Source organism: Planococcus sp. TJ-201, assembly GCF_058268495.1.
This window is the reverse complement of the sequence record NZ_JBZDOG010000007.1, coordinates 100761-121985: the sequence shown is the minus strand read 5'-3', so window position 1 is coordinate 121985 and position 21225 is coordinate 100761. Positions and strand designations below refer to the sequence as shown.

Here is a 21225-nt window from a genome sequence, read left to right as displayed (position 1 = left end):
CATGCTTGATGTCGTATGTTTTGAAATGATCCAGCACGGCTTGGGGAACGGCCATGTTGTCAGCCAATTGCTGCTTGAGTTCCGCCAATTCGTCTGCTTTTGGCAACCGCTGGTGCCACAGCAGGTAAATTACTTCTTCAAAGCTGGCGTTGACAGCCAGGTCGTCAATATCGTAGCCGACGTATGTAAGTGTGTCATCAATAATTGAGCTGATGGCGGATTGGGTCGCTACTACACCTTCTAAACCTTTTGATGATGTCATATAAATCGCTCCTTCTTCAGTCTAATTCATCATTCCAAAAAAAAATGCAGAATGATGTCTCATCTGCGTTTATGAACTTCTGTTTTTATTCCCTTACTTAGCCATTATAATCAACTTTGCAGAATTTGTGAATGGAAACGCTTATAGAATTTAAATTTCCTCAGCAAATTGATGGAAATACCCGGCATTATCCAACGATAACCCGGGTATTTTTCATCTTTTTATGGATCACTCGGTAAATGAATGGTTTATACATTTTCTGAGTTGGAGCAAAAAGCAGAGTGAATCCTACTGCATCAGAGATGAACCCCGGTGTCAGCAGCAAAACGCCACCCACTAGAATGAATGCCGCATTCATTAATTGATCTCCTGGAGCTTGAAAGTTATTCATTCCATCTTGAATATCTTTAAGTGCTTTTAAACCTTGTTTTTTTGCAAGAAAAGCACCAATCAAGCCTGTTGAAACAATGATTGCCATCGTAGCAAAAAATCCTAGCTTGCTTCCTGCCCAAATGAGCAGTGCCAACTCTAGAGACGGTACAATAATTAATGCTAGGAAAATCCATTTCATCATTTTGACCAGCCTCCTTGATAGATTTTACAGAACACTGGCATGGCCGTGATAAACGATGCCCGATTCAGCGTCCATTGTAATATCGTAATTGGTTTTGATAAGCGAAGTTGCTTCTTTAACGCCAACGATCACAGGGATGCCAAGACTTAAACCGACTACTGCAGCATGGCTGGTCAATCCGCCTTCTTCTGTTATAATTCCAGCACATTTGTTAATGGCCGGCATCATATCACGGTCTGTTCCGATCGTCACGATGATTTTCCCTTCTACATCTAAAGCCAATGCTTCTTCTGCATTTCTGACAACAACGGTTTCACCGAAAGCAACCGTTTTGCCGATTCCTTGGCCTTTAGCCAGGATATCCCCAATAACATGAACTTTCATTAAGTTCGTTGTACCAGCTTGCCCAACTGGAACGCCGGCTGTGATGACGACAAGATCGCCATGTTTAACATAGCCATGCTTCAAGCTTTCATCCACTGCTTTTTCAAGCAATTCATCTGTCGACTCGACTGACGATCCGACGATTGGTTGAACACCCCAAACAAGAGACAGCTTACGTGCTGGCCGATCTGAAGAAGTTACCGCGATAATGGGTGCACCAGGACGATATTTTGAAATCATTTTAGCAGTTGTGCCGCTTTCAGTTGGTGCGATAATCGCTTGAACTTTTAAGTTTAAAGCGGTATAGGCAACTGCTTGGCCGATTGCTTCTGTCATATTCGACTCTTTTTCTTTTCTTCTTGTCGAAACAATTTGCTTGTAGTTTAAAGCAGCTTCAGTCGTTTCGGCGATGCGATGCATTGTTTCAACAGATTCGACCGGATAAATGCCGGCTGCTGTTTCACCCGATAACATGATGGCATCCGTGCCATCGAAAATCGCATTGGCGACGTCACTTGCTTCTGCACGTGTCGGACGCGGATTACGCTGCATCGAATCGAGCATTTGAGTAGCTGTGATTACAGGTTTGCCAGCACTGTTGCATTTTTCAATTAGCGATTTTTGCACCAAAGGTACTTCTTCGGGCGGAATTTCGACACCCAGGTCCCCACGCGCAACCATTAGGCCATCGGAAACCATCAAGATATCGTCTATATTGTCGACACCTTCTTGGTTTTCGATTTTTGGAATGATCTGGATATGTGCGCCGTTATTTTTTTCAAGCAATCCGCGGATTTCCATAACATCTGAACTTCTTCTGACAAATGAAGCAGCTACAAAATCAACATTTTGTTCGATACCAAATAAAATATCTTGTGCATCTTTTTCTGTAATACCTGGCAATTGAACCGAAACACCTGGTACATTAACGCCTTTTTTACTTTTTAACGTCCCGGCATTTTCAACGATGGTATGAATGATGCCTTGTTCTTTGTCTAAGCTTTCAACACGCAATTCAATCAAGCCATCGTCAAGCAAAATAATTGATCCCGTATCAACGTCTTCAATTAACTGCTCGTAAGTGATAGAAAATCGCTCAGCAGTTCCCAAAACTTCCGTCATGGAAACTTCAATTTTTTGACCTGTCACCAATTCAATGGAGTTATTTTCCATTTGATGAGTACGGATTTCCGGACCTTTTGTATCTAAAAGAATTCCGACGATTTTGCCAGCTTTGTCCGCAGCTTCACGGATGCGTTTGATGCGCAAGGCATGTTCTTCGTGGTTGCCGTGTGAAAAGTTTAAACGGGCAACGTTCATTCCCGCTTCAATTAAGCGTTCAAGCAGTTCCGGTGATTCACTTGCAGGTCCGATTGTGCAGACAATTTTCGTTTTTCTCAATAAACTCACTCCATTTACCATTTTAAATTGCTAATTCTTTTGATAATGTATACAAACTCATGTCGGCATTATGCGCAGCAGTGAATGCCTCTGTCATATCATAGTCTACCACCTGATGATTTTTCATGCCAATAGCTCGTCCTCCATCACCATTCAGCAAAACTTCAACTGCACGTGCGCCAAACAAACTGCCCAGGACACGGTCACGTGCTGTCGGTGAACCGCCTCGTTGGATATGTCCAAGAACGGAAACACGCGTTTCGATATCTGCTTTGTCTTTGATAATGTCGGCCAATTCGTTGCCGCCCATAACCCCTTCAGCTACGATGATGATGCTGTGGCGTTTGCCACGGTCGCGGCCTTTTTGCAACCGATCGATCATCTCATCAATATCATAACTTTCTTCAGGAATTAGAATGGTTTCTGCTCCACCGGCAAGACCTGCCCATAGCGCCAAATCGCCCGCGTCACGCCCCATTACCTCCACAATAAAGGTCCGCTCATGGCTTGTCGCCGTATCACGAATCTTATCGATTGCTTCGATAACCGTATTCAACGCTGTATCAAATCCGATTGTGTAATCGGTTCCCGGAATGTCGTTGTCGATCGTTCCTGGAACGCCGACACACGGAAATCCTCTTTTGGTCAAAGCCATCGCGCCACGGTAAGAACCGTCTCCCCCGATAACCACCAATCCTTCAAGACCTTGTTTTTTCATTTGCTCGATTGCTTTTAATTGGCCAGCTTCGGTGCGGAATTCTTCGCATCTTGCGGAATACAACTTTGTGCCTCCGCGCTGAATAATATCGCCAACATCGCCTGCTTCCAGGTTTTTAATATTGCCTTCGATCAGTCCTTGGTACCCGGAATAAACACCAGCTACTTCGATGCCATGGTAAATCCCTTTACGGACAACTGCACGGACAGCAGCGTTCATGCCCGGCGAATCTCCTCCGCTTGTTAATACTCCAATTTTCTTCATAATACCCCTCCTGCAGTTCCATTTACTCTGTTTACCTTACCACGGCAAGACGTTACTGTCAGTCCTTAAAAACCATGCTGCATGTTAAGATTTTGTTTCATTTTCCTGACTCTATAAGTTGAACTCTTAAATTTCGCCTCTTGATTTTATATAAATCGGCTCTGTCTTTGGACCCACAGGATGAAAGTAATGCTATTGGAGCAATAGCATCAACGTCCGTCCATTGTCAAAGGAAAAGCGATGCAGAGAGTAAAATCCGGTTTCTGAAGTTCAACTCATGTCGTTTTGCAGAAAAAAATGCGCCCAACAACCTTTGGAACGAAAAAGAACCGCCTGAGCGGTTCTCCATCATTCACTGAAAACACCGATTGATTTAAATTTCCGGTAACGCTGATCAATCAGCTCTTCGCCGGACAAGCCATTCAATTCTTCCAGTGAGCGTCTGATCGCTTCTGAAATGATTGAGGCTTGTTTCTTCGGATCGTGATGCGCACCGCCGCGCACTTCCGGAATCATGTGTTCAATTATTTTCATGTCCAGCAAATCTGGGGCAGTGATTTTCATCGCTTCGGCAGCTGTTTGCGCCAAAGCAGAATCTTTCCACAAAATGGAAGCTGCTCCTTCTGGAGAAATGACTGAGAATGTTGAGTTTTCCAGCATTAAAATTTGATTGCCAACACCCAGTGCCAGTGCGCCACCGCTGCCGCCTTCACCAATCACAATAGACAATACCGGCACTTGGAGCCCAGCCATTTCCACAAGATTACGAGCAATCGCTTCGCTTTGTCCGCGTTCTTCTGCTGCCTTGCCAGGATACGCACCTTTGGTATCAATCAGACAAATAATCGGCCGTTTGAACTTTTCTGCTTGCTTCATTAAACGCAAGGCTTTCCGGTAGCCTTCCGGATGCGGCATGCCGAAATTTCGTCTGACATTTTCTTTTGTGTCTTTGCCTCGCTGATGTCCAATAATGGTTACGGGCTGTCCATGGAAAGATGCAATCCCACTGACAATTGCAGCGTCGTCTCCATACAAGCGATCTCCATGCATTTCAATAAAATCGTTAAAAATCAACGGAATATAGTCAAGAGTGGTAGGCCGTTCGGGATGCCGTGCTACTTGAACCCGGTCCCAAGGTTTCATGTTCTCGTATATTTCTTCTTCGAGTTTTGAAAATCGGTCTTCCAATGATTTAATTTCCGCACTCAAGTCCACTTCAGCGGTTGCCGTATACTCTTTCAGTTCCAAAATTTTTGCGCGAAGCTGAATTAGCGGCTCTTCAAAAGGCATTGATTTTTTTCCGTTTTTCTTAGCCATTTGCCACAGCCCCTTTCGTATGCAGCCGCACGATAGTCGACAAAGTACTTTGCATGTCTGTACGATGAACAACTGCATCTAATTGTCCGTGATCCAGCAAGAACTCAGCTGTCTGGAAATCTTCAGGCAGTTTTTCTCGAACCGTCTGTTCAATAACGCGGCGGCCGGCGAAACCAATCAAAGCTTTCGGTTCTGCAATATTAATGTCTCCTACTGAAGCAAAACTTGCAGATACGCCGCCAGTTGTTGGATGCGTTAAAACCGATACAAACAACAAGCCTTCATTGCTGTGGCGCTTTAACGCAACACTGGTTTTAGCCATCTGCATTAAAGACAGCACGCCTTCTTGCATGCGCGCTCCCCCGCTCGCCGTGAAGATAATGAATGGCAATTTGCGGTCCGTAGCTGCCTCAATGGCACGTGTAATTTTCTCACCTACAACTGAACCCATTGAACCCATTCGGAAGTGGGAGTCCATCACTGCCAATACAATATCTTGTCCCAAGAGCTTACCGGATCCCGTCAGTACGGCTTCATTTAAACCGGTTTTTTCACTGTCTGCCTGGACCTTCTCCGCATACCCTGGAAAGCCAAGTGGATTTTCAGATTTTAAGTGGTCGTCCATTGATTCAAAGCTGCCTTTATCCAACAAACTATTTATCCGTTCATGCGCGGTCATCTTGAAATGATGGTCGCATTTTGGGCAAACCTTATTGTTTTTTTCGAGATCTTTTGTCAACGTAATTTCTTTGCAGTCAGGGCATTTGGTCATTAGCCCTTCTGGTACATCTTTTGCAGATTTTGAAGGAATGGTTGCTTCTTTGCTGTCTTTGTTGCGCTTAAAAATATCACGAATCATTGCCATTGCGTACTCTCTCCTTTTGTAGCCATTCACTCCATGCTTTAAACTCGCGAATGGCCGTATCGGCATCTTGTTGCTCGATTGCGGTCAGTATATTGTTCATGCGGTCTATTTCTTCAGAAGAAACAGGTCCATCATATGGGTTGCCACTGTATTGTTTTAGCAAAAACCAGATTTTTAAAGACAACCTGTTACCCGATAGCACCATCAATTCCCGGACAAAGTCTTCTCGTTGAAAACTTTCGCCTTTAAGACGCAGCCGAAAACTGTCCCAAATTTTCATTTGGCTGACTGCTTCGTTTTGGCAAATCTCTTGGATAGCCGCCATTTCATGAAGCTGACGTGTCCGCCAAACATCCTCATGTGATTGATTGTCTTGAAGAACAAATGTTGACAGTACTTCAACCAATTTATGGTTTCTGTAATCTGACAAAAAAGTCCCTTCTCCTCGGCGTGTTTCGATCAATCCCAACAATTCCAGGCTGCGCAGTGCTTCCCTCAATGTTGATCGACCAACTTGCATTGTTTCGGCCAATTCCCTCTCAGATGGAATGCGGTCGCCTGGCTTGATTTTTTCTTGCCGAATCATGTCACGAATGTCTCGTACTATGTCCAAATATCGTTTCGATTGATTCATGGCAGTTCCTCAGTTCCCATTTTTTTGAAAGTGGTCTGGCCACTCATAACCTTTACCTTACAAAAAAAATAGGGCTACGTAAAGAAAAAACTGCTTTTCTTTGAGAAAAGCAGTCAAGTTTCTATTGTTTTGCATATAATGGCCGTTTTTTGATTGCGATTTTCAACCACTCCATGAATTTCAAGAATTGCCTGCGGTTCCAAAAGCAGATTATATTTTGCATACTCCACTGGAAACAGAGTCACAGAAACGGGCCCTGTCTCATCCATTAACGTCAAGAATGCCATAGCATCACCTTTTTTTGTTCGGATCCGCTTCACCTCATCCACCATTCCTAAGACAATAACCGATTCTCGGTCCCGTTTGGTTTTCAGCGATTTCAATTCTTGAAAGTTTTTCTGGCGATTTTCTTTCTCGCGTTCAATTGGGTGCTTGGACAAATAGAACCCAAGAACTTCTTTCTCGTAATCAAGTTTCAAGGTTTCTGGCATCGCAGTAGCCTTCGTATGTTTTGGCTTCATAAAGCTGGATCCCATGTCATCAAACAAGCCGGGGTCTTCAGTCGGCTTGACGAGTTCAGCGTGTTTAATGGCGCTATCAAGCGACGCCAATAAAACACTGCGGTCGTGACCGAACTCATCAAGAGCGCCTGCCTTGATCAACGGTTCAAACGATTTCCGATTAAAATGCAAAGCAGAAATGCGTTCAGCAATATTGAACAAACTGCTGAATGGTCCTTCTTCTCTAGCAGCAAGCAATGCCCTTATGGTCGTTCCTGGAACGCCTTTTACCACATTCAACCCAATTCGCACTTGTCCTTGTTCTACAGAAAACGAATGGCGGCTTTGTTGGACCGATGGCGGCAGCAGCGGAATTTTCTTTTCTTTAATTTCCTGCAGCAGCTGTTTGGTTTTTTCTGCATTGCCGGCACTGTTGGTCAATAAGCCGGTATAGAAATAAACCGGATAATGAGTTTTCATGTAGCTCAATTGATAAGAAATGATGCTATAAGCTACCGCATGGCTTTTCGGAAAGCCATAATCGGCAAAACGGACAATCAAATCATAAACTTCCGCTGCTTCCGCTTCAGTGAATCCTTTTGCCTTTGCTCCACCGACAAAATGCTGTCGTTCTTCGTCGAGAATTTCTCGTTTCTTTTTGCTGACGGCTCGGCGCAGCAAATCGGCTTCTCCAAGTGAAAAGCCCGCCATTTTCGCCGCAATGTGCATTATCTGTTCTTGGTATACGATAACGCCGTAAGTTTCGCTTAAAATTGGCTCTAAAATGGGATGGACGTATTTCACGGCCTCCTGTTTGTGTTTCCGTCTGGCATATAACGGTATAAACTCCATCGGACCTGGACGGAACAACGCATTCACAGCGACAATATCGCCAAAAGCCGTTGGTTTGATTTGCTGGAGTGCACGGCGCATGCCATCAGACTCTAACTGAAAGACGCCAGTTGTATCCCCTGCTGCCAATAATTTATACGTTTCTTCATCTTGGAGTGGGATGTTCCGGTAGTCTATCCGTTTTTTTGTATCCCAATACACGAGCGCTCTGATCTGTTCGAGAATTGTTAAATTGCGCAGACCGAGAAAATCCATTTTTAACAAGCCTATCGCTTCCAGTTCATGCATGGGCCATTGCGTCAAGTATATGCCTTCGTTCCCTTTTTCAATCGGGACATGCTCAACTAACGGGGTTGGACTCAAAATCACACCCGCTGCATGCGTAGAGGCATGGCGCGGCAAGCCTTCCAATTTTAAAGCAGTCTTGAACCAGGATTTGCGCTCTTCCCGCTCTACAATCCAACTGTTCAATGCAGGTGAATCCTTTAAAGCCGAGCGAAGTGTCGTTCCCAGGCGGTTTGGAATCATTTTTGAGATGGCTTCGAGTTCTTCCGCTTCAAAACCAAACACCCGTGCGGTGTCCCGGGCAACAGCCTTGGCGGACAAAGTGCCAAATGTAATAATCTGCGCCGTTCGAACCGTACCGTATTTTTTCGCGACATAGTCTACAACTTCTTGGCGTCTATGGTCAGCAAAATCAATGTCAATATCCGGCAATGTAACTCGTTCTGGATTTAAAAAACGCTCAAAAAGCAAACCATGTTCAAGAGGGTCTACTTCGGTAATCTTCAACGAGTAGGCCACAAGCGAACTGGCCGAAGATCCACGGCCTGGACCTGTCATAATATCCTGGTCTCTGGCGTACTTCATGAAATCCGCAACAATCAGGAAATAATCAATAAAACCCATTGTTCCGATTACCGATAGCTCATAATCCAGTCGATCCTGGTAAGACGTTAAAAAGCCGGGTACCCGCTCTGACAATCCCCTTTTGCACAGCTCAGCAATATAAGCAGCTTTGTCGGTTTCCTGGGGCAGCGGAAACACCGGGAGCAGTTGGCGATTCATCGGAATTGTTACCTGACAGCTTTTCAGCAGATCGGCTGTGCACTCGAGCCATTCTGGACGGTCTGCGAACCAAGAAGCAAATTCTGTAAGGCTAGGGACGTAAGCACTGAGATGCTCTGGCTTCTGCCTTTGGGGATCATTTAATTTTAAGCCTTGGCCGATTGCAGAAGCTACCTCATAAGCAAAGGCATCATGCTCTGTCAAATAGCGGCTTTCGTGTGTTGCCATAATCGGCAGTGCTATGCTTTTGCAGACTTCAGCAAATGCCGATTCCTGATCTGACAGGATTCCACCCGGCCGTTCAATACTGCCAAACGCTTTTGAACCAAATAGCTCTTTTATGTATTCAAACACCGGCGTGCGGTCTGTCAACAGCCACTCGATTTTATTCGGAACAACGCAAATCAACCCTTCCCGGTAAGCTTTCAGCCATTGTTCCGGAATGGATTCTTTGTCTCTTGTCGCCAACGCACTCGAGATCTTTAAAAGATTGCTGTAGCCTTTATTCGACTGGGCGTACAATACAACCGGATAAGACTGTTCTTCATACTCGATAAATGCCGAAAGGCCGACTACCCCATGGATGCCGGCACGTTGGCAGGCTTCCCAAAACGGAAGAATGCCATACAGTTTCGTATTAACGATTGCAGCGGAAACGGCTCCTTGTTCCTTCAAATACGGGAAAAGTTGGTCAAGGCGCACCGTACTTTTCAGCAAATCAGCCGATGTGCTTATATGCGGATAAACCATTGACACACTCCTCCTCTTTATTTTGCGGCAGCACAGATTTCAGCAAGACGCTGAATTACCCGGTCCGCCTCTTCCCAAGAATAAGCCGTTGCGCCGGAAGCCATTGGATGGCCCCCGCCACCAAACTCTTTTGCTAAGGTATTGATGACTGGACCTTTAGAACGCAAACGCACCCGAATTTCAGTATCTTCTTCAATTAAAATAACCCAAGCTTTCATGCCTTTGACATTGCCAAGTGAACCGACCAGCAAAGAAGTATCCGTTGCTGTAACATCAAATTCTTTTAGGATATCTTTGGTGATTTTGACATGAGCCGCTCCATTTTCATCCATTTTAAAATTTTGGTACATATAGCCTTGCAAATGCAATAATTTGCGATCCATCTCGTACATGCCGTTGTGCAAGGCATTGCGGTCAAAATCGTATTTGATCAGTTCACCTGCGATTGCAAAAGTTTTTTGTGTGGTGCTTGGAAAAAGAAAGCGGCCGGTGTCTCCGATAATTCCTGCATACAGCAAACGTGCTCCTTTTGAAGATAAGGTCCAACCTTCGTGTTCGCGTCCATAAGCGAATAACTCATAGACCAGTTCAGATGCTGAGCTGGCAGTTGTGTCAACGGAGATAATATCGCCGTAGGCATCATCATTCGGATGATGATCAATTTTAATGAGCTTAGCGCCCATTTTGTAGCGCTGATCATCCACGCGCTCTGTATTGGCGGTATCGGTCACGATAACCAATGCTCCTTCAAAATCCTGATCTTCTACCTGATCAGGAAAATCCAGAAAGTCCATCGTATAGTCGTGTGTGCCTGCAGCCAAAATACGTTTGTCTGGAAAATTTTGTTCCAATAAGTATTTCAATCCAAGCTGCGACCCGTATGCATCCGGATCCGGACGCACGTGGCGATGAATAATAATGGTGCTGTATTGCTTAATTGTGTCGATGATTTGACTGTTCATTTCCGAGTTCCTCCATTTTATAAGGAAATCCATTCGCAATTTTGCTCAGTTCTCAGTACAATGATAATGAGTTTTGGAATTCAGGAGGTCCCTATGTTAATATTCGTTGTTTTAATCATTGTATCATTTGTTATTTATTTTTATAACAAAACAAAGCAATTCCGTACACGCACTGTTTTGCCCATTCGAAAAAAATGGTATGCTGCTCGTGCATCAATGGCGTTGGGAAGCTTTTTGGCCCTTTTCGGCATCAACCAGCTGTTCGTATTTCAAAGTGCGATCACGTACATTGTTTCAGCCGTTTTCATCGTACTTGGAGTGGCTCTCGTTTATTACAATTACAAAGCGTCCCGGCATTATCAGACATTTCTTGAAGAAGAAGCAGATTTAAACCCGTAAGCCACTTATCCAGGATAGAATATTTTAGGCAGCAGAAACACTCAGTCATGAGTGATTCTGCTGCCTTTTTTACTGTTGGAGAGGAATCTCAGTTTATCGATCCAGTAACTGGAATGTTAACATAGCCTTGCCCACGATTTCGTGATCAAGAGACACATCAACTTCAACTTTTGCAGACTTCCGGCTGATGTCCAAAATATTCGGATGGACAAACACTACGGCATCCAGCTGAACCGGTTTTAAGAAGTAGATTGAAATGTTTTCCAGTACACTATCTTTTCGATTTTTTGTTTTTAGAGCCGCTCCTGCAGCTTCCGTGAGAATCATTGTATACGCGCCGTGAGAAATTGAACCATAGGCATTGGTCATTTGTGGTGTGACTCGAAATTCCAATACTAGTTTATCATTGGACTGTTGATGCAGCTGGCTTTTGATGATGTCGTCGATGGTTTCACCCTGCTGCGGCTGACGTTGAGCAGTTTGGATTGCTTTCAATACATCCTGTCTGCTGATGACGCCTTTCAACTTGCCATGATCATCTGCAACTGGCATCAAATCAATGCCTTCCCAAATCATACGATGTCCTGCCGCGGCGACGCTAGTTTGCATAGAGACCGTGATGGGATCTTTGGTCATCACTTTTTCGACGATCTCAGTAGGCGGATGCCCAATCACGTCACGAGAAGTAATGATGCCGACCAATTTATTCGACTGATCGACCACCGGAAAACCGCCGTGTGTCGTTTCTTCATTCAATTCATGATATCTTCTGATTGGTTCTTTTACTTTTAAATACGCTGTCACTTCAAGTGGGATCAAAATATCTTCTATTAGAAGAATTTCTTTTTTGATTAATTGGTCGTAAATGGCCCGATTAATCATCGTTGCCACAGTAAAAGTATCGTAGCTAGTTGAAATAACCGGCAGTTCAAACTCATCTGCCAGCTTCTTCACTCCTTCGGATGCTTCAAATCCCCCTGTTACCAACACGGCTGCACCTGCACGAAGCGCATATTCATGTGCTTTGTAGCGATTGCCGACAATCAGCAAATTGCCTGCTTCTGTATAGCGCATCATGTCTTCAAGCTGCATCGCGCCAATCACGAATTTGTTTAAAGATTTATGCAATCCAGCTCTTCCCCCGAGCACTTGCCCGTCAACGATGTTGACGATTTCTGCATAGGTCAGCCGCTCAATATTTTCTTTCTTTTTGCGTTCAATCCGAATGGTTCCGACACGTTCAATGGTCGACACCAACCGTTTCGTTTCCGCTTCTTTGATAGCCCGGTAAGCAGTCCCTTCACTCACCTGAAGCTCTTTGGCAATGCGCCGCACCGAAATTTTTTCGCCGACGGCCAAGGTCTCTATATAATCCAATATCTGTTCATGTTTAGTCGCCATGATTTCACCCATTCTTTCTGCGTTCATGTACCTAATAGTGTAGCATAATTCAATGAAATGTGGAGGTGGCCGCTCAGTTCCGACAGGCATAAGGCGATCCAGCAGAGTGGTGCTCTATGCCACACTGCTGGATTGACTTATGTCCCGAGGAATTGGCCACCGCAACTGGACAATTAGAAAAGTGGAGGTGGCCTGATGGAAGGTAACCTATGAGCGCGACTTCCTGTCGCAAAGGTTACCATATTCACTTCCTGTGGACCTCCTGTGCATTTGGCAATCGAGTGAAACAGTTGGATAGAAAACAAAAACACCCAAAAAGCCAAGGCTCTCTGGGTGTTGTCCGTAATTATAATTCAATGCCGCCGCCTGGCTGCAGGATGTTGACTTCTGCATTTTTGACCAAGGACTTGAAGTGTTCGGGATCCTGTTTGATGGGTGGGAAAGTATCATAGTGTACGGGAACTACAACTTTAGGGTTTAACAGCTCAACTGCGTAAGCTGCATCTTCCGGCCCCATTGTGAAAAAGTCACCGATTGGCACGAAGGCTACATCAATGTCGTTAAGTTTGCCGAGAATTTCCATATCGCCAAACACTTCGGTATCTCCGGCATGATAAATTGTTTTGCCTTCTGCTTTAAAGAGAATCCCGGCTGGCATGCCGCCATAAATTGCTTCGCCTTCTTCGGTTGTATATGAAGAACTATGGAATGCTTTTGTAAATTTCACTGTGCCAAAATCAAATTCATGTGCACCGCCTAAGTTCATGCCAACTGCATTGACTCCTTGGCTTCCTAAGTAGTTAGCCAGTTCGACTGGTGCAACTACTTGTGCGTTATTGCTTTTTGCCAGTTCAATCGTATCCCCCACGTGATCGTTGTGGGCATGCGTCAAAAGAATGGCATTTGGCTTTTCATCGGCCACTTTCAAATCCGTCAATTCGTTTCCGTTAATGAATGGATCAATTAGGATCGTGAACTCGCCTGTTTTAATTTTTACAACTGAATGTCCGTGATATGAAATGTGCATACTATCCCTCCAATGAGTTTGTTATTGATTGTTGGAAATGTAAAAATGTTCATTTGTAATGATACCGATTTTATTATGGATATTCCACAATCTTGCTCTGTTTCCGACATGCAGGAACACGGCATGATTTCATGAAATACTTGCAAATGGCAGCTAGTAGTTTGATTCGCAGCTGATTTATCCCCTGATTTTTGATATGCTACACATGTGGAGGAGGAGTACATATGACCAAAATCAAGCAATTACAAAATTATTTAAAAGAACAGTCAATTGACGCTGCGTTTATTACCGATCCCTTTAACGTCTTTTATGTCAGCGGTTTCCAAAGCAACCCACACGAACGCCTATTGGGGGTGATGGTATTCACTGAAGCAGAACCTTTCCTGATTTGTCCGAAGATGGAAATGCCGGATGCAAAAAACGCCGGATGGACCGGCGAAATTGTAGGCCACGAAGATACGCAAAATTCGATGAAAATTTTATACAACACCGCGCAATCTCGTGGCATCGAGTTGAAAACCATGGCTATAGAAAAAGCCCATATGACCGTTGACCGCTATGATGCCATCCTTTCGTTTTTTGGTTCACTCGAAATTGTGCAGCTGGATGATCAGTTGAATGCTATGCGCGTCATCAAAGACGAAGCAGAACTTCAGATTTTGCGTGAAGCAGCTGCACTGGCCGATTATGCCATCGAAGTCGCTGCTAAAACAATTAAAGAAGGCATCACTGAAATTGAAGTGATGACAGAAATTGAATTGGCATTAAAAAAACGCGGGGTGACTCATATGTCGTTCGATACGACCGTGTTGACAGGCGACAAAGCCGCTTCGCCTCACGGAAAAACCGGCGACCGAAAACTGCAAAATGGTGACTTGGTGCTATTCGATCTTGGGGTTGTCCACAAAGGCTATTGCTCAGATATCACCCGCACATTGGCGCTCGGTGAACCTGGTGAAGAACAAAAAGCCGTTTATGATATCGTTCTGCAGGCTGAACTGGCTGCACTGAAAGCGGTCAAACCGGGTGTCACGGCAGCTGAGCTGGACCAGATTTCCCGCAAAGTCATTACAGATGCAGGATATGGTGAGTATTTCACACACCGCCTCGGCCATGGCCTTGGCATATCCGTTCACGAATTCCCTTCTATTCACGGAGCCAATCCAATGAAAATGGATAAAGGAATGGTCTTTACACTGGAACCCGGCATTTATGTTCCCGGCAAAGTTGGTGTCCGCATCGAAGATGATGTGGTCGTTACAGAAGACGGCTACGAAGTCTTGACAAAATTTCCAAAGGAACTTCAAATCATTACAAACTAACATCAAAAACGGCGCTGGAATCTTTCCGGCGCCGTTTTATTCCCCTAAAACATCTTCGACTGATTTGTACTCCAGTCCTTGGTCTAAAGCTACAGCCTCATATGTTACATAGCCAGCCAGCGTATTGATGCCTTTTTTTAAGGCATCATTGTCACGTACCGCCTGGACCAACCCTTTATTGGCAATTTGAACTGCATATGGCACCGTGACATTCGTTAAACCAATCGTAGAAGTTCTTGGAACGGCTCCTGGCATATTTGCTACTGCATAGTGGACAACTCCGTACTTTACATATGTCGGTGCATCGTGAGTCGTTACACGGTCGCTGGTCTCAAAAATCCCGCCTTGGTCAATAGCAATATCTACTACAACGGATCCAGGCTTCATGGACTTAATCATGTCTACCGTCACCAGTTTGGGTGCCTTTGCCCCAGGAATCAGCACCGCACCAATAACAAGATCTGCTTTTTTTACAGATTCGGCAATATTCAATGGATTGGATATCAATGTTTGGACATCCTGGCCAAACTGATCGTCCAGTTGGCGCAGGCGGTCCGGATTTAAATCCAGTATCGTAACGTTTGCACCCATTCCAACTGCTATTTTGGCAGCATTGGTCCCCGCAACTCCGGCACCAATCACACACACTTTGCCGCGCCCAACACCCGGAATTCCGCCAAGCAAAATTCCTGCACCGCCGTGTATCTTTTCAAGAAATTGAGCTCCGATCTGCGTAGACATCCGGCCTGCTACTTCGCTCATCGGCGTCAGCAAAGGCAGAGAACCGTTCGACAACTGAACGGTCTCATAAGCAATGCCGGTCACTTTTGCACGCAGCAGCGCTTGCGTCAATTGTTTTTCTGGAGCCAAATGCAAATAAGTGAATAAGATCAGCCCTTCACGAAAATAGCGGTATTCTTCCGGTTCCGGTTCTTTTACTTTCATGACCATTTCCTGCGCCCATGCCTCTTCGGCCGTGGCAGCGATTTTTGCTCCAGCAACTCGGTAATGTTCGTCAGTAAATCCTGAACCAAGTCCAGCTCCCGCCTGAATAAACACAGTGTGATTATACTGTTTTAAATGGACTACACCCGCCGGAGTCATCGCAATTCGGTTTTCATTGTTTTTTACTTCTGTCGGTACACCAATTCGCATCTCGAAACCCTCCTTTTTATCGTTAGTAGGATCCGTTAATTATTTATAAGAATTTTCTGAAATTATTTATATTTTAGCAGAAATTAAAGATTAACGCTCTAAATTGCTACTTTTATACTTGTAAACACGCTGTATATAGGGGGCAATAGTCGTCATTAATTAGACAAAAAATTCACTAAATTAACCTCAATTTAGCAGGAACCTTAAAACTTATAGCGAATTGTTTATAGTGAGAGACAAAAGGAGGAATTTAGGATGACATTAAAGTACAGTCAAATTCTAGTTGCAGTCGACGGTTCCAAAGAAGCAGAATGGGCATTTAAAAAGTCAGTTGGCATCGCCAAGCGGAACCACGCTACATTAAATTTGGTGAACGTCATCGATACCCGGTCATTCGCAGCCATCGAAGCGTACGATCGATCAATTGCTGACCGCGCTCAAAAGTTTGCGGAAGATTTATTGGACGACTACAAAAAAGAAGCTTTAGCTGCCGGTGTTGAAAAAGTGAACATCGTAGTCGATTACGGTTCTCCGAAAACCATGATTTCGCGTGACTTGGCTCAAAAAGTAGAAGCTGACCTTATTATTTGCGGTGCAACCGGATTAAATGCTGTAGAACGCTTCTTAATCGGCAGTGTCTCTGAACACATTGTCCGTTCGGCAAAATGCGATGTTTTGGTTGTACGTACAGAAGATGCTCAGGACGATGCGCCGGATGAATATTATTCTGAAGACAAATCAGGCAAGCCTGAAAACTTTTAACCTGATAAATAAAATGGGTTTGGCATCATAAGCCACAAACAATCTCACTCACACCGAAAGACCATCAGGGCTCTTGCTTGATGGTCTTTTGGGACTTGATTTCGATTAAGCACTAATTCAAATATTACAAAGGAGCTGAAGATCATGATCAGCAAAGTTGGGCAAGTTATGCTGTATGTCAACGACCAAGACGAAGCCTTAAATTTTTGGACAAAAAAACTAGGATTTTCTATAGTGGCTGAAGAAAATACCCACGGAATGAGATGGATTGAACTTGCGCCGTCAGAAGGTGCTGAAACAAGCATTATTCTACATAACAAAGAAGCCGTTGCCAGGATGTCGCCTGGAGTAAATCTAGACACTCCCTCCTTAATGTTTTTCACTGAAAATGCTGAAGAGCTGCACCAAAAATTTTCAGATCAAAGTATCACCGTTGGAGATATTGTGAACATGCCATCAGGCAAAGTGTTTAATTTTGCTGACAGTGAAAACAATTACTTTGCCGTCATGGAAAAGTAAATTCAAGTAGTGTTTAAAAGCACATTTTAAAAGAAGAGGTTTTGGAATGAGTACATTCCAAAACCTCTTCTTTGCTCGATTAAGATTTAATTTTAATGACAATTTTTCCGCGGGCATGATGAGATTCACTTAGTTCATGCGCATCTTTCAATCCCTGCTCCGTAAAATCAAAAACATGGCCAATTGTCGGTTTCAGTTCTCCCGAAACGTATAAGTTTGCCAGCTTTTGCAATTGTTCACCGCTCGGTTCCAACCAAAAATTACTGGCTTTCACACCGTATTCTTCAGCTTTTTCAGCAGAAGGCTGTCCGGCAATTGAAATCAGTTTCCCGCCTTTTTTCAGCACTTTAAAACTTTTGTCTAACACATCTCCACCCATCGTATCCAGTACCGCATCGAAATCTTCCAGCAGTTCGCTGAAGTCTTCTTCACTGTAATTGATTACCCGGTTTGCTCCAAGCGACTTGACCAACTCATCATTTTTGTCGCTTGCTGTTGTTGCTACGTAAGCACCAATGCTATTGGCAATTTGGATGGCCATGCTGCCGACTCCGCCTGCTCCTGCATGAATCAGCACTTTGTCCCCTTTTTTTACTTCTGCAAAGCCTACAAGGCATTGGTAGGCAGTCAATCCAGTCAACGGAATAGCTGCTCCTTCTTCAAAGCTCATGCTTTCTGGCATATGTGCCAAAAGCTCCATTTCAACCGGAACAAACTCTGCATATGTTCCCTGGCGTGTGGTGGCCGGTCTAGCGAATACCCGATCTCCCACACTGTAATGCTTAACGTTTTTGCCAACCTCAGCAATTACCCCTGCTGCGTCCCAACCTAAAATAATCGGAAATTCCCATGGCAGCATTTCCTGCAAATATCCTTCACGCAATTTCCAGTCAATCGGATTGATGGACGTGGCATGGATTTCCACAAGTACTTGGTTTTCATTGATAGCCGGTTTCTCCAGCTCTCTTTCTTTCAGTTGTTCCTTGCCTCCGTAATTGTCGATGACGATTGCTTTCATGTCACATCTCCCCTTCCAATATGTTCAACGAGATTCTTTACAAAATCAGTATACCTTACTAAAAGCAGAAGAGCGCTTTGCAGCACTTGTGCTTTCGGATAGTTCGATTCCAAAGCTGATTGACGCACATTATGGTATTATTAATGCTGTTCGCTTAAAGAGGTTCGCAAACTCCCTCTCTAAAAAACTAAGGAGTGTTTTAGATGAAAAATGAAAAAGCGGTCGTCGTTTTCAGCGGCGGCCAAGACAGCACCACTTGCCTGTTTTGGGCTATGAAAAATTTTAAAGAAGTTGCAACGGTCACATTTGATTACGGCCAGCGCCATTCAGCCGAAATCGAATGTGCCCGAAAAATCGCTGAAGAACTTGGCGTCTCGTTCAAAGTGCTGGATATGACTTTGATCAATCAACTGTCTGCGAATGCGCTGACACGGGACGACATTGAAGTGACCGCCAAGGAAGGCGAATTGCCTTCCACTTTCGTACCGGGCAGAAACTTGCTGTTCTTATCTTTTGCAGCAGTTTATGCAGATGCGATCGGTTCCCGGCATTTGATCACCGGCGTCAGCCAAACCGATTTCAGCGGCTACCCGGACTGCCGTGACACTTTTATCCGTTCCTTAAACGTTACATTGAATTTGGCAATGGACAAGCAGTTTATCATCCATACCCCGTTAATGTGGCTGGATAAAGCCGATGTGTGGGAACTTTCCGATACGCTGGATGCTCTTGATTTTGTCCAAGAAAAAACTTTGACTTGCTACAACGGCATTCCGAGCACTGGGTGCGGCGAATGTCCATCCTGCATATTGCGCAACGAAGGCCTTGCCCGCTACCAGGCGAAAAAATCGGCAGGTGCTGTCGAATGATGCAGCAATTTTACCCAACCACTGCACACGACTTTCAATTCGAGCTCAACAAAGACCTGCATTTTTCTGCCGCGCATTTTATTCCAAGTGAAGATGCAGGAAAATGCCAAGTCATGCATGGCCATACGTATCACCTCAACATTACCATTGCTGGCAATGAGCTTGACGGGACTGGCTTTTTGATTGATTTTAAATTAGTGAAACAACTGATTCATAAAAAATACGACCACAGCGTCTTGAACGACCATCCGGAATTTACGAACAAATTTCCAACCACTGAACTTCTTGCTCAGCAGGTGTGGCAATCCATTCAACAAGTATTGAAAACAAAAAGCAACCAGCCGAATTGCCTGCAAGTGATTGTACGCGAAACGCCGACGAGCTATGTGGTGTTCCGTCCGCGCAAGGAGGAACTGTTATGAAAATCCCTGTCATGGAAATCTTCGGTCCAACGATACAAGGCGAAGGCATGGTCATGGGACAAAAAACCATGTTTGTGCGAACCGCCGGATGCGACTATTCCTGTTCCTGGTGTGATTCAAAATTCACATGGGACGGCACGGGAACCAGTGTTTCCAAACAGCCTGCTGAGATTGTCGAAGAGCTTATCCAAACCGGAGGCGCAGCATTTTCACACGTCACTATTTCAGGTGGCAATCCCGCTCTTCATAAAGGCATTGGCGAATTGGTCGAGCTGTGCCATCAACAAGGTTGGAAAGTGGCCGTTGAAACCCAAGGGTCAATTTGGCAAGACTGGCTGACTAACATCGACGACATCACCTTGTCGCCAAAGCCGCCCAGCTCTGGAATGAAGACGGATTTTGTGAAACTCGATTTGTTTATGGAAAAGCTGCAGCATGCCAACGTCAGTTTGAAGGTTGTGGTGTTTGACCAGCACGATTTTGCCTATGCAGAAGAGCTTCATCAGCGGTATCCAGCGGTTCCATTTTTCTTGCAGACCGGCAACGAAGATACAGCTACAACGGATGATGCCCAGCTGGTTTCCGACTTGCTGCATCGTTATGAGCAATTAATCGATTACCACGTTCGTTCACCTATCATGAACGACGCAAAAGTATTGCCGCAATTGCATACCTTGGTGTGGGGAAATAAACGCGGCGTTTAATCCTTTTGCGGTTCACTCTCTATATCCTAAAAATATAAAGCCCCCGCCTAAACTTTTTATTAAGTTTGGGCAGGGGCTTTTCATTTTATGCTTTTTTTACAAATTCCGATTTCAATTTCATAGCGCCAAAGCCATCTATTTTGCAGTCGATATCGTGGTCGCCTTCGACCAGCCGGATGCTTTTTACTTTCGTACCAATTTTCAAAGTCGATGAACTGCCTTTGACTTTCAGGTCTTTGATGACGGTAACAGCGTCTCCATCTTGCAATGGCGTGCCGTTTGCATCTTTCACAATCTTTTCTTGTTCTGAGCTGTCAGCTTCTGCAAGCGGACTCCATTCATGTGCGCATTCAGGACATACAAGCAAACTGCCGTCTTCGTAAATATATTCAGAATCGCATTTAGGGCAATTAGGTAAAGTTTTCATTTGTTGTTTTCCTCCAAGCGGCCTTTCGACGGCGTATATGCAAATAAGACCAATCTTTTTTATTAGTATACCAGACTCCGTTATAAAGAAGTTCACGTTATTTTACGATCAGTACAGGGCAATTCACTCCATTCACGACTTTGCGGCTAACGCTGCCCAACACCATTTCAGATAACGCATTTAATCCTCTGCTGCCAATGACAACCAGGTCAAAATTTCTTTCGTTTGCCAGTTCAATAATCGCCGGTGCCGGTCGGCCATGCAAAATTTCAGTTTTGTAATAGATTTTTTCGCGTTCAAAGGCCTCTCGGATAGGCTGGGTTTTTTTCTTGCGCGACAGTTCAAATTCTATCGGGCCGCCATCATGAACTTCTTCATTGCTGTCTTCATTAAAATCCGAAACGTAGACAATCGTTACTTCAGCTCCTTTGGCCAACGAGGCCAATTGCGCAGCTTGCGTGCCAGCTCGTATCGAAGTTTCCGAACCGTCTGCAGCCAATAAAATTGATTTGTACATAATATCTACTCCTCGACTGTTTTTTTCCAAGTCGCAGCAGGATAAGAGTCTATATGCAATACTATTCGACTCATCCGATCGATTTCCTCCATTCCTTCAAAAAAGCAGGTGATTAACTGCATCACCTGCTTC

At 44.5% G+C, this 21225-nt stretch carries 22 protein-coding genes and 1 riboswitch; of the genes, 7 read left to right on the top strand and 15 right to left on the bottom strand.

The genetic code is table 11. The features are described 5' to 3' along the window. The 9 genes from AC4EG4_RS16420 to AC4EG4_RS16380 form a co-directional block, all read right to left on the bottom strand. The coding region (locus AC4EG4_RS16420) for a citrate/2-methylcitrate synthase (protein WP_490988397.1) at positions 1-262 on the bottom strand (262 nt) is incomplete at its 3' end. Between the two features lie 187 nt (positions 263-449). Further along, the gene (locus AC4EG4_RS16415) at positions 450-836 is read right to left on the bottom strand and encodes an FxsA family protein (RefSeq protein WP_490978812.1); all 387 of its coding nucleotides are present in this window, start codon (positions 834-836) and stop codon (positions 450-452) included. Positions 837-860: 24 nt separating this feature from the next. Next, positions 861-2621: a pyruvate kinase gene (pyk, locus tag AC4EG4_RS16410; RefSeq protein WP_490978813.1), complete on the bottom strand. Its 1761-nt coding sequence runs from the start codon at positions 2619-2621 to the stop codon at positions 861-863. A gap of 22 nt (positions 2622-2643) precedes the next feature. Continuing rightward, the gene (gene pfkA / locus AC4EG4_RS16405; RefSeq protein WP_490978814.1) at positions 2644-3603 is read right to left on the bottom strand and encodes a 6-phosphofructokinase; all 960 of its coding nucleotides are present in this window, start codon (positions 3601-3603) and stop codon (positions 2644-2646) included. 348 nt (positions 3604-3951) lie between these two features. Then, positions 3952-4920, bottom strand: a complete 969-nt coding sequence (accA, locus tag AC4EG4_RS16400) for an acetyl-CoA carboxylase carboxyl transferase subunit alpha (RefSeq protein WP_490978815.1) — start codon at positions 4918-4920, stop codon at positions 3952-3954. Continuing rightward, on the bottom strand, positions 4913-5785 hold the full coding sequence (accD, locus tag AC4EG4_RS16395; RefSeq protein ID WP_490978816.1) for an acetyl-CoA carboxylase, carboxyltransferase subunit beta: 873 nt from the start codon (positions 5783-5785) through the stop codon (positions 4913-4915). The genes accA and accD overlap by 8 nt, the downstream gene beginning before the upstream one ends. Next, positions 5769-6419, bottom strand: coding sequence for a FadR/GntR family transcriptional regulator (locus AC4EG4_RS16390; protein ID WP_490978817.1), 651 nt, complete (start codon positions 6417-6419; stop codon positions 5769-5771). The genes accD and AC4EG4_RS16390 overlap by 17 nt, the downstream gene beginning before the upstream one ends. 113 nt (positions 6420-6532) lie before the next feature. Beyond that, positions 6533-9589 (bottom strand): DNA polymerase III subunit alpha, encoded by a 3057-nt coding sequence (gene dnaE, locus AC4EG4_RS16385; RefSeq protein WP_490988396.1) that lies wholly within the window; start codon positions 9587-9589, stop codon positions 6533-6535. A 17-nt stretch (positions 9590-9606) separates the two neighbouring features. Continuing rightward, on the bottom strand, positions 9607-10551 hold the full coding sequence (locus AC4EG4_RS16380) for a DHH family phosphoesterase (protein ID WP_490978819.1): 945 nt from the start codon (positions 10549-10551) through the stop codon (positions 9607-9609). 93 nt (positions 10552-10644) lie between these two features. Here AC4EG4_RS16380 and AC4EG4_RS16375 point away from each other — a divergent pair, with 93 nt between their 5' ends. Next, the gene (locus AC4EG4_RS16375; RefSeq protein ID WP_490978820.1) at positions 10645-10950 is read left to right on the top strand and encodes a YtpI family protein; all 306 of its coding nucleotides are present in this window, start codon (positions 10645-10647) and stop codon (positions 10948-10950) included. A gap of 93 nt (positions 10951-11043) precedes the next feature. Here AC4EG4_RS16375 and AC4EG4_RS16370 read toward each other — a convergent pair whose 3' ends face one another. Both AC4EG4_RS16370 and AC4EG4_RS16365 read right to left on the bottom strand, forming a co-directional pair. After that, positions 11044-12351: a DRTGG domain-containing protein gene (locus tag AC4EG4_RS16370; RefSeq protein WP_490978821.1), complete on the bottom strand. Its 1308-nt coding sequence runs from the start codon at positions 12349-12351 to the stop codon at positions 11044-11046. A gap of 346 nt (positions 12352-12697) precedes the next feature. Further along, positions 12698-13378, bottom strand: a complete 681-nt coding sequence (locus tag AC4EG4_RS16365; protein ID WP_490988395.1) for a metal-dependent hydrolase — start codon at positions 13376-13378, stop codon at positions 12698-12700. Between the two features lie 224 nt (positions 13379-13602). On the opposite strand from AC4EG4_RS16365, the gene AC4EG4_RS16360 reads away from it, so the two are divergent. Then, positions 13603-14700, top strand: coding sequence for a M24 family metallopeptidase (locus AC4EG4_RS16360; protein ID WP_490988394.1), 1098 nt, complete (start codon positions 13603-13605; stop codon positions 14698-14700). 36 nt (positions 14701-14736) lie between these two features. Here AC4EG4_RS16360 and ald read toward each other — a convergent pair whose 3' ends face one another. After that, the gene (ald, locus tag AC4EG4_RS16355; protein ID WP_490988393.1) at positions 14737-15855 is read right to left on the bottom strand and encodes an alanine dehydrogenase; all 1119 of its coding nucleotides are present in this window, start codon (positions 15853-15855) and stop codon (positions 14737-14739) included. 255 nt (positions 15856-16110) lie between these two features. On the opposite strand from ald, the gene AC4EG4_RS16350 reads away from it, so the two are divergent. Both AC4EG4_RS16350 and AC4EG4_RS16345 read left to right on the top strand, forming a co-directional pair. Then, the gene (locus AC4EG4_RS16350; RefSeq protein WP_490988392.1) at positions 16111-16617 is read left to right on the top strand and encodes a universal stress protein; all 507 of its coding nucleotides are present in this window, start codon (positions 16111-16113) and stop codon (positions 16615-16617) included. A 144-nt stretch (positions 16618-16761) separates the two neighbouring features. Beyond that, positions 16762-17136 carry a VOC family protein gene (locus AC4EG4_RS16345; RefSeq protein WP_490988391.1) on the top strand — a complete coding sequence of 125 codons (375 nt, stop codon included), beginning with the start codon at positions 16762-16764 and terminating at the stop codon, positions 17134-17136. A gap of 79 nt (positions 17137-17215) precedes the next feature. Here AC4EG4_RS16345 and AC4EG4_RS16340 read toward each other — a convergent pair whose 3' ends face one another. Then, positions 17216-18154, bottom strand: coding sequence for an NADP-dependent oxidoreductase (locus AC4EG4_RS16340; protein WP_490978827.1), 939 nt, complete (start codon positions 18152-18154; stop codon positions 17216-17218). 153 nt (positions 18155-18307) lie between these two features. After that, a riboswitch (PreQ1 riboswitch) is annotated at positions 18308-18351 on the top strand. 6 nt (positions 18352-18357) lie between these two features. Between AC4EG4_RS16340 and queC the strand changes: the two genes are divergently transcribed. From queC to queE, 3 genes are read left to right on the top strand one after another with little or no spacing between them, the layout of a single operon-like run. Further along, a complete protein-coding gene (gene queC, locus AC4EG4_RS16335) occupies positions 18358-19023 on the top strand; it encodes a 7-cyano-7-deazaguanine synthase QueC (protein ID WP_490988390.1) in 666 nt (221 codons plus the stop codon). Next, positions 19020-19445, top strand: coding sequence for a 6-carboxytetrahydropterin synthase QueD (gene queD, locus AC4EG4_RS16330; RefSeq protein WP_490988389.1), 426 nt, complete (start codon positions 19020-19022; stop codon positions 19443-19445). Before queC ends, queD begins: the two co-directional genes overlap by 4 nt. Then, positions 19442-20149 (top strand): 7-carboxy-7-deazaguanine synthase QueE, encoded by a 708-nt coding sequence (gene queE / locus AC4EG4_RS16325; protein ID WP_490988388.1) that lies wholly within the window; start codon positions 19442-19444, stop codon positions 20147-20149. The genes queD and queE overlap by 4 nt, the downstream gene beginning before the upstream one ends. A gap of 85 nt (positions 20150-20234) precedes the next feature. Here queE and AC4EG4_RS16320 read toward each other — a convergent pair whose 3' ends face one another. Then, positions 20235-20576 carry a zinc ribbon domain-containing protein YjdM gene (locus AC4EG4_RS16320; RefSeq protein ID WP_490988387.1) on the bottom strand — a complete coding sequence of 114 codons (342 nt, stop codon included), beginning with the start codon at positions 20574-20576 and terminating at the stop codon, positions 20235-20237. A 97-nt stretch (positions 20577-20673) separates the two neighbouring features. After that, positions 20674-21093 carry a universal stress protein gene (locus tag AC4EG4_RS16315; protein ID WP_490988386.1) on the bottom strand — a complete coding sequence of 140 codons (420 nt, stop codon included), beginning with the start codon at positions 21091-21093 and terminating at the stop codon, positions 20674-20676. Positions 21094-21225 lie beyond the last annotated feature (132 nt).

Bases quoted from the DNA above. Each gene is read 5' to 3' on its own strand.
- AC4EG4_RS16390 (WP_490978817.1), bottom strand. From the start codon at position 6,419: ATGAATCAATCGAAACGATATTTGGACATAGTACGAGACATTCGTGAC.
- AC4EG4_RS16360 (WP_490988394.1), top strand. From the start codon at position 13,603: ATGACCAAAATCAAGCAATTACAAAATTATTTAAAAGAACAGTCAATT.
- AC4EG4_RS16380 (WP_490978819.1), bottom strand. From the start codon at position 10,551: ATGAACAGTCAAATCATCGACACAATTAAGCAATACAGCACCATTATT.
- AC4EG4_RS16315 (WP_490988386.1), bottom strand. From the start codon at position 21,093: ATGTACAAATCAATTTTATTGGCTGCAGACGGTTCGGAAACTTCGATA.
- AC4EG4_RS16365 (WP_490988395.1), bottom strand. From the start codon at position 13,378: ATGCACATTTCATATCACGGACATTCAGTTGTAAAAATTAAAACAGGC.
- ald (WP_490988393.1), bottom strand. From the start codon at position 15,855: ATGCGAATTGGTGTACCGACAGAAGTAAAAAACAATGAAAACCGAATT.
- queD (WP_490988389.1), top strand. From the start codon at position 19,020: ATGATGCAGCAATTTTACCCAACCACTGCACACGACTTTCAATTCGAG.
- AC4EG4_RS16320 (WP_490988387.1), bottom strand. From the start codon at position 20,576: ATGAAAACTTTACCTAATTGCCCTAAATGCGATTCTGAATATATTTAC.
- dnaE (WP_490988396.1), bottom strand. From the start codon at position 9,589: ATGGTTTATCCGCATATAAGCACATCGGCTGATTTGCTGAAAAGTACG.
- queE (WP_490988388.1), top strand. From the start codon at position 19,442: ATGAAAATCCCTGTCATGGAAATCTTCGGTCCAACGATACAAGGCGAA.
- AC4EG4_RS16340 (WP_490978827.1), bottom strand. From the start codon at position 18,154: ATGAAAGCAATCGTCATCGACAATTACGGAGGCAAGGAACAACTGAAA.
- pfkA (WP_490978814.1), bottom strand. From the start codon at position 3,603: ATGAAGAAAATTGGAGTATTAACAAGCGGAGGAGATTCGCCGGGCATG.
- AC4EG4_RS16375 (WP_490978820.1), top strand. From the start codon at position 10,645: ATGTTAATATTCGTTGTTTTAATCATTGTATCATTTGTTATTTATTTT.
- queC (WP_490988390.1), top strand. From the start codon at position 18,358: ATGAAAAATGAAAAAGCGGTCGTCGTTTTCAGCGGCGGCCAAGACAGC.
- AC4EG4_RS16415 (WP_490978812.1), bottom strand. From the start codon at position 836: ATGATGAAATGGATTTTCCTAGCATTAATTATTGTACCGTCTCTAGAG.
- accA (WP_490978815.1), bottom strand. From the start codon at position 4,920: ATGGCTAAGAAAAACGGAAAAAAATCAATGCCTTTTGAAGAGCCGCTA.
- AC4EG4_RS16345 (WP_490988391.1), top strand. From the start codon at position 16,762: ATGATCAGCAAAGTTGGGCAAGTTATGCTGTATGTCAACGACCAAGAC.
- accD (WP_490978816.1), bottom strand. From the start codon at position 5,785: ATGGCAATGATTCGTGATATTTTTAAGCGCAACAAAGACAGCAAAGAA.
- AC4EG4_RS16370 (WP_490978821.1), bottom strand. From the start codon at position 12,351: ATGGCGACTAAACATGAACAGATATTGGATTATATAGAGACCTTGGCC.
- AC4EG4_RS16350 (WP_490988392.1), top strand. From the start codon at position 16,111: ATGACATTAAAGTACAGTCAAATTCTAGTTGCAGTCGACGGTTCCAAA.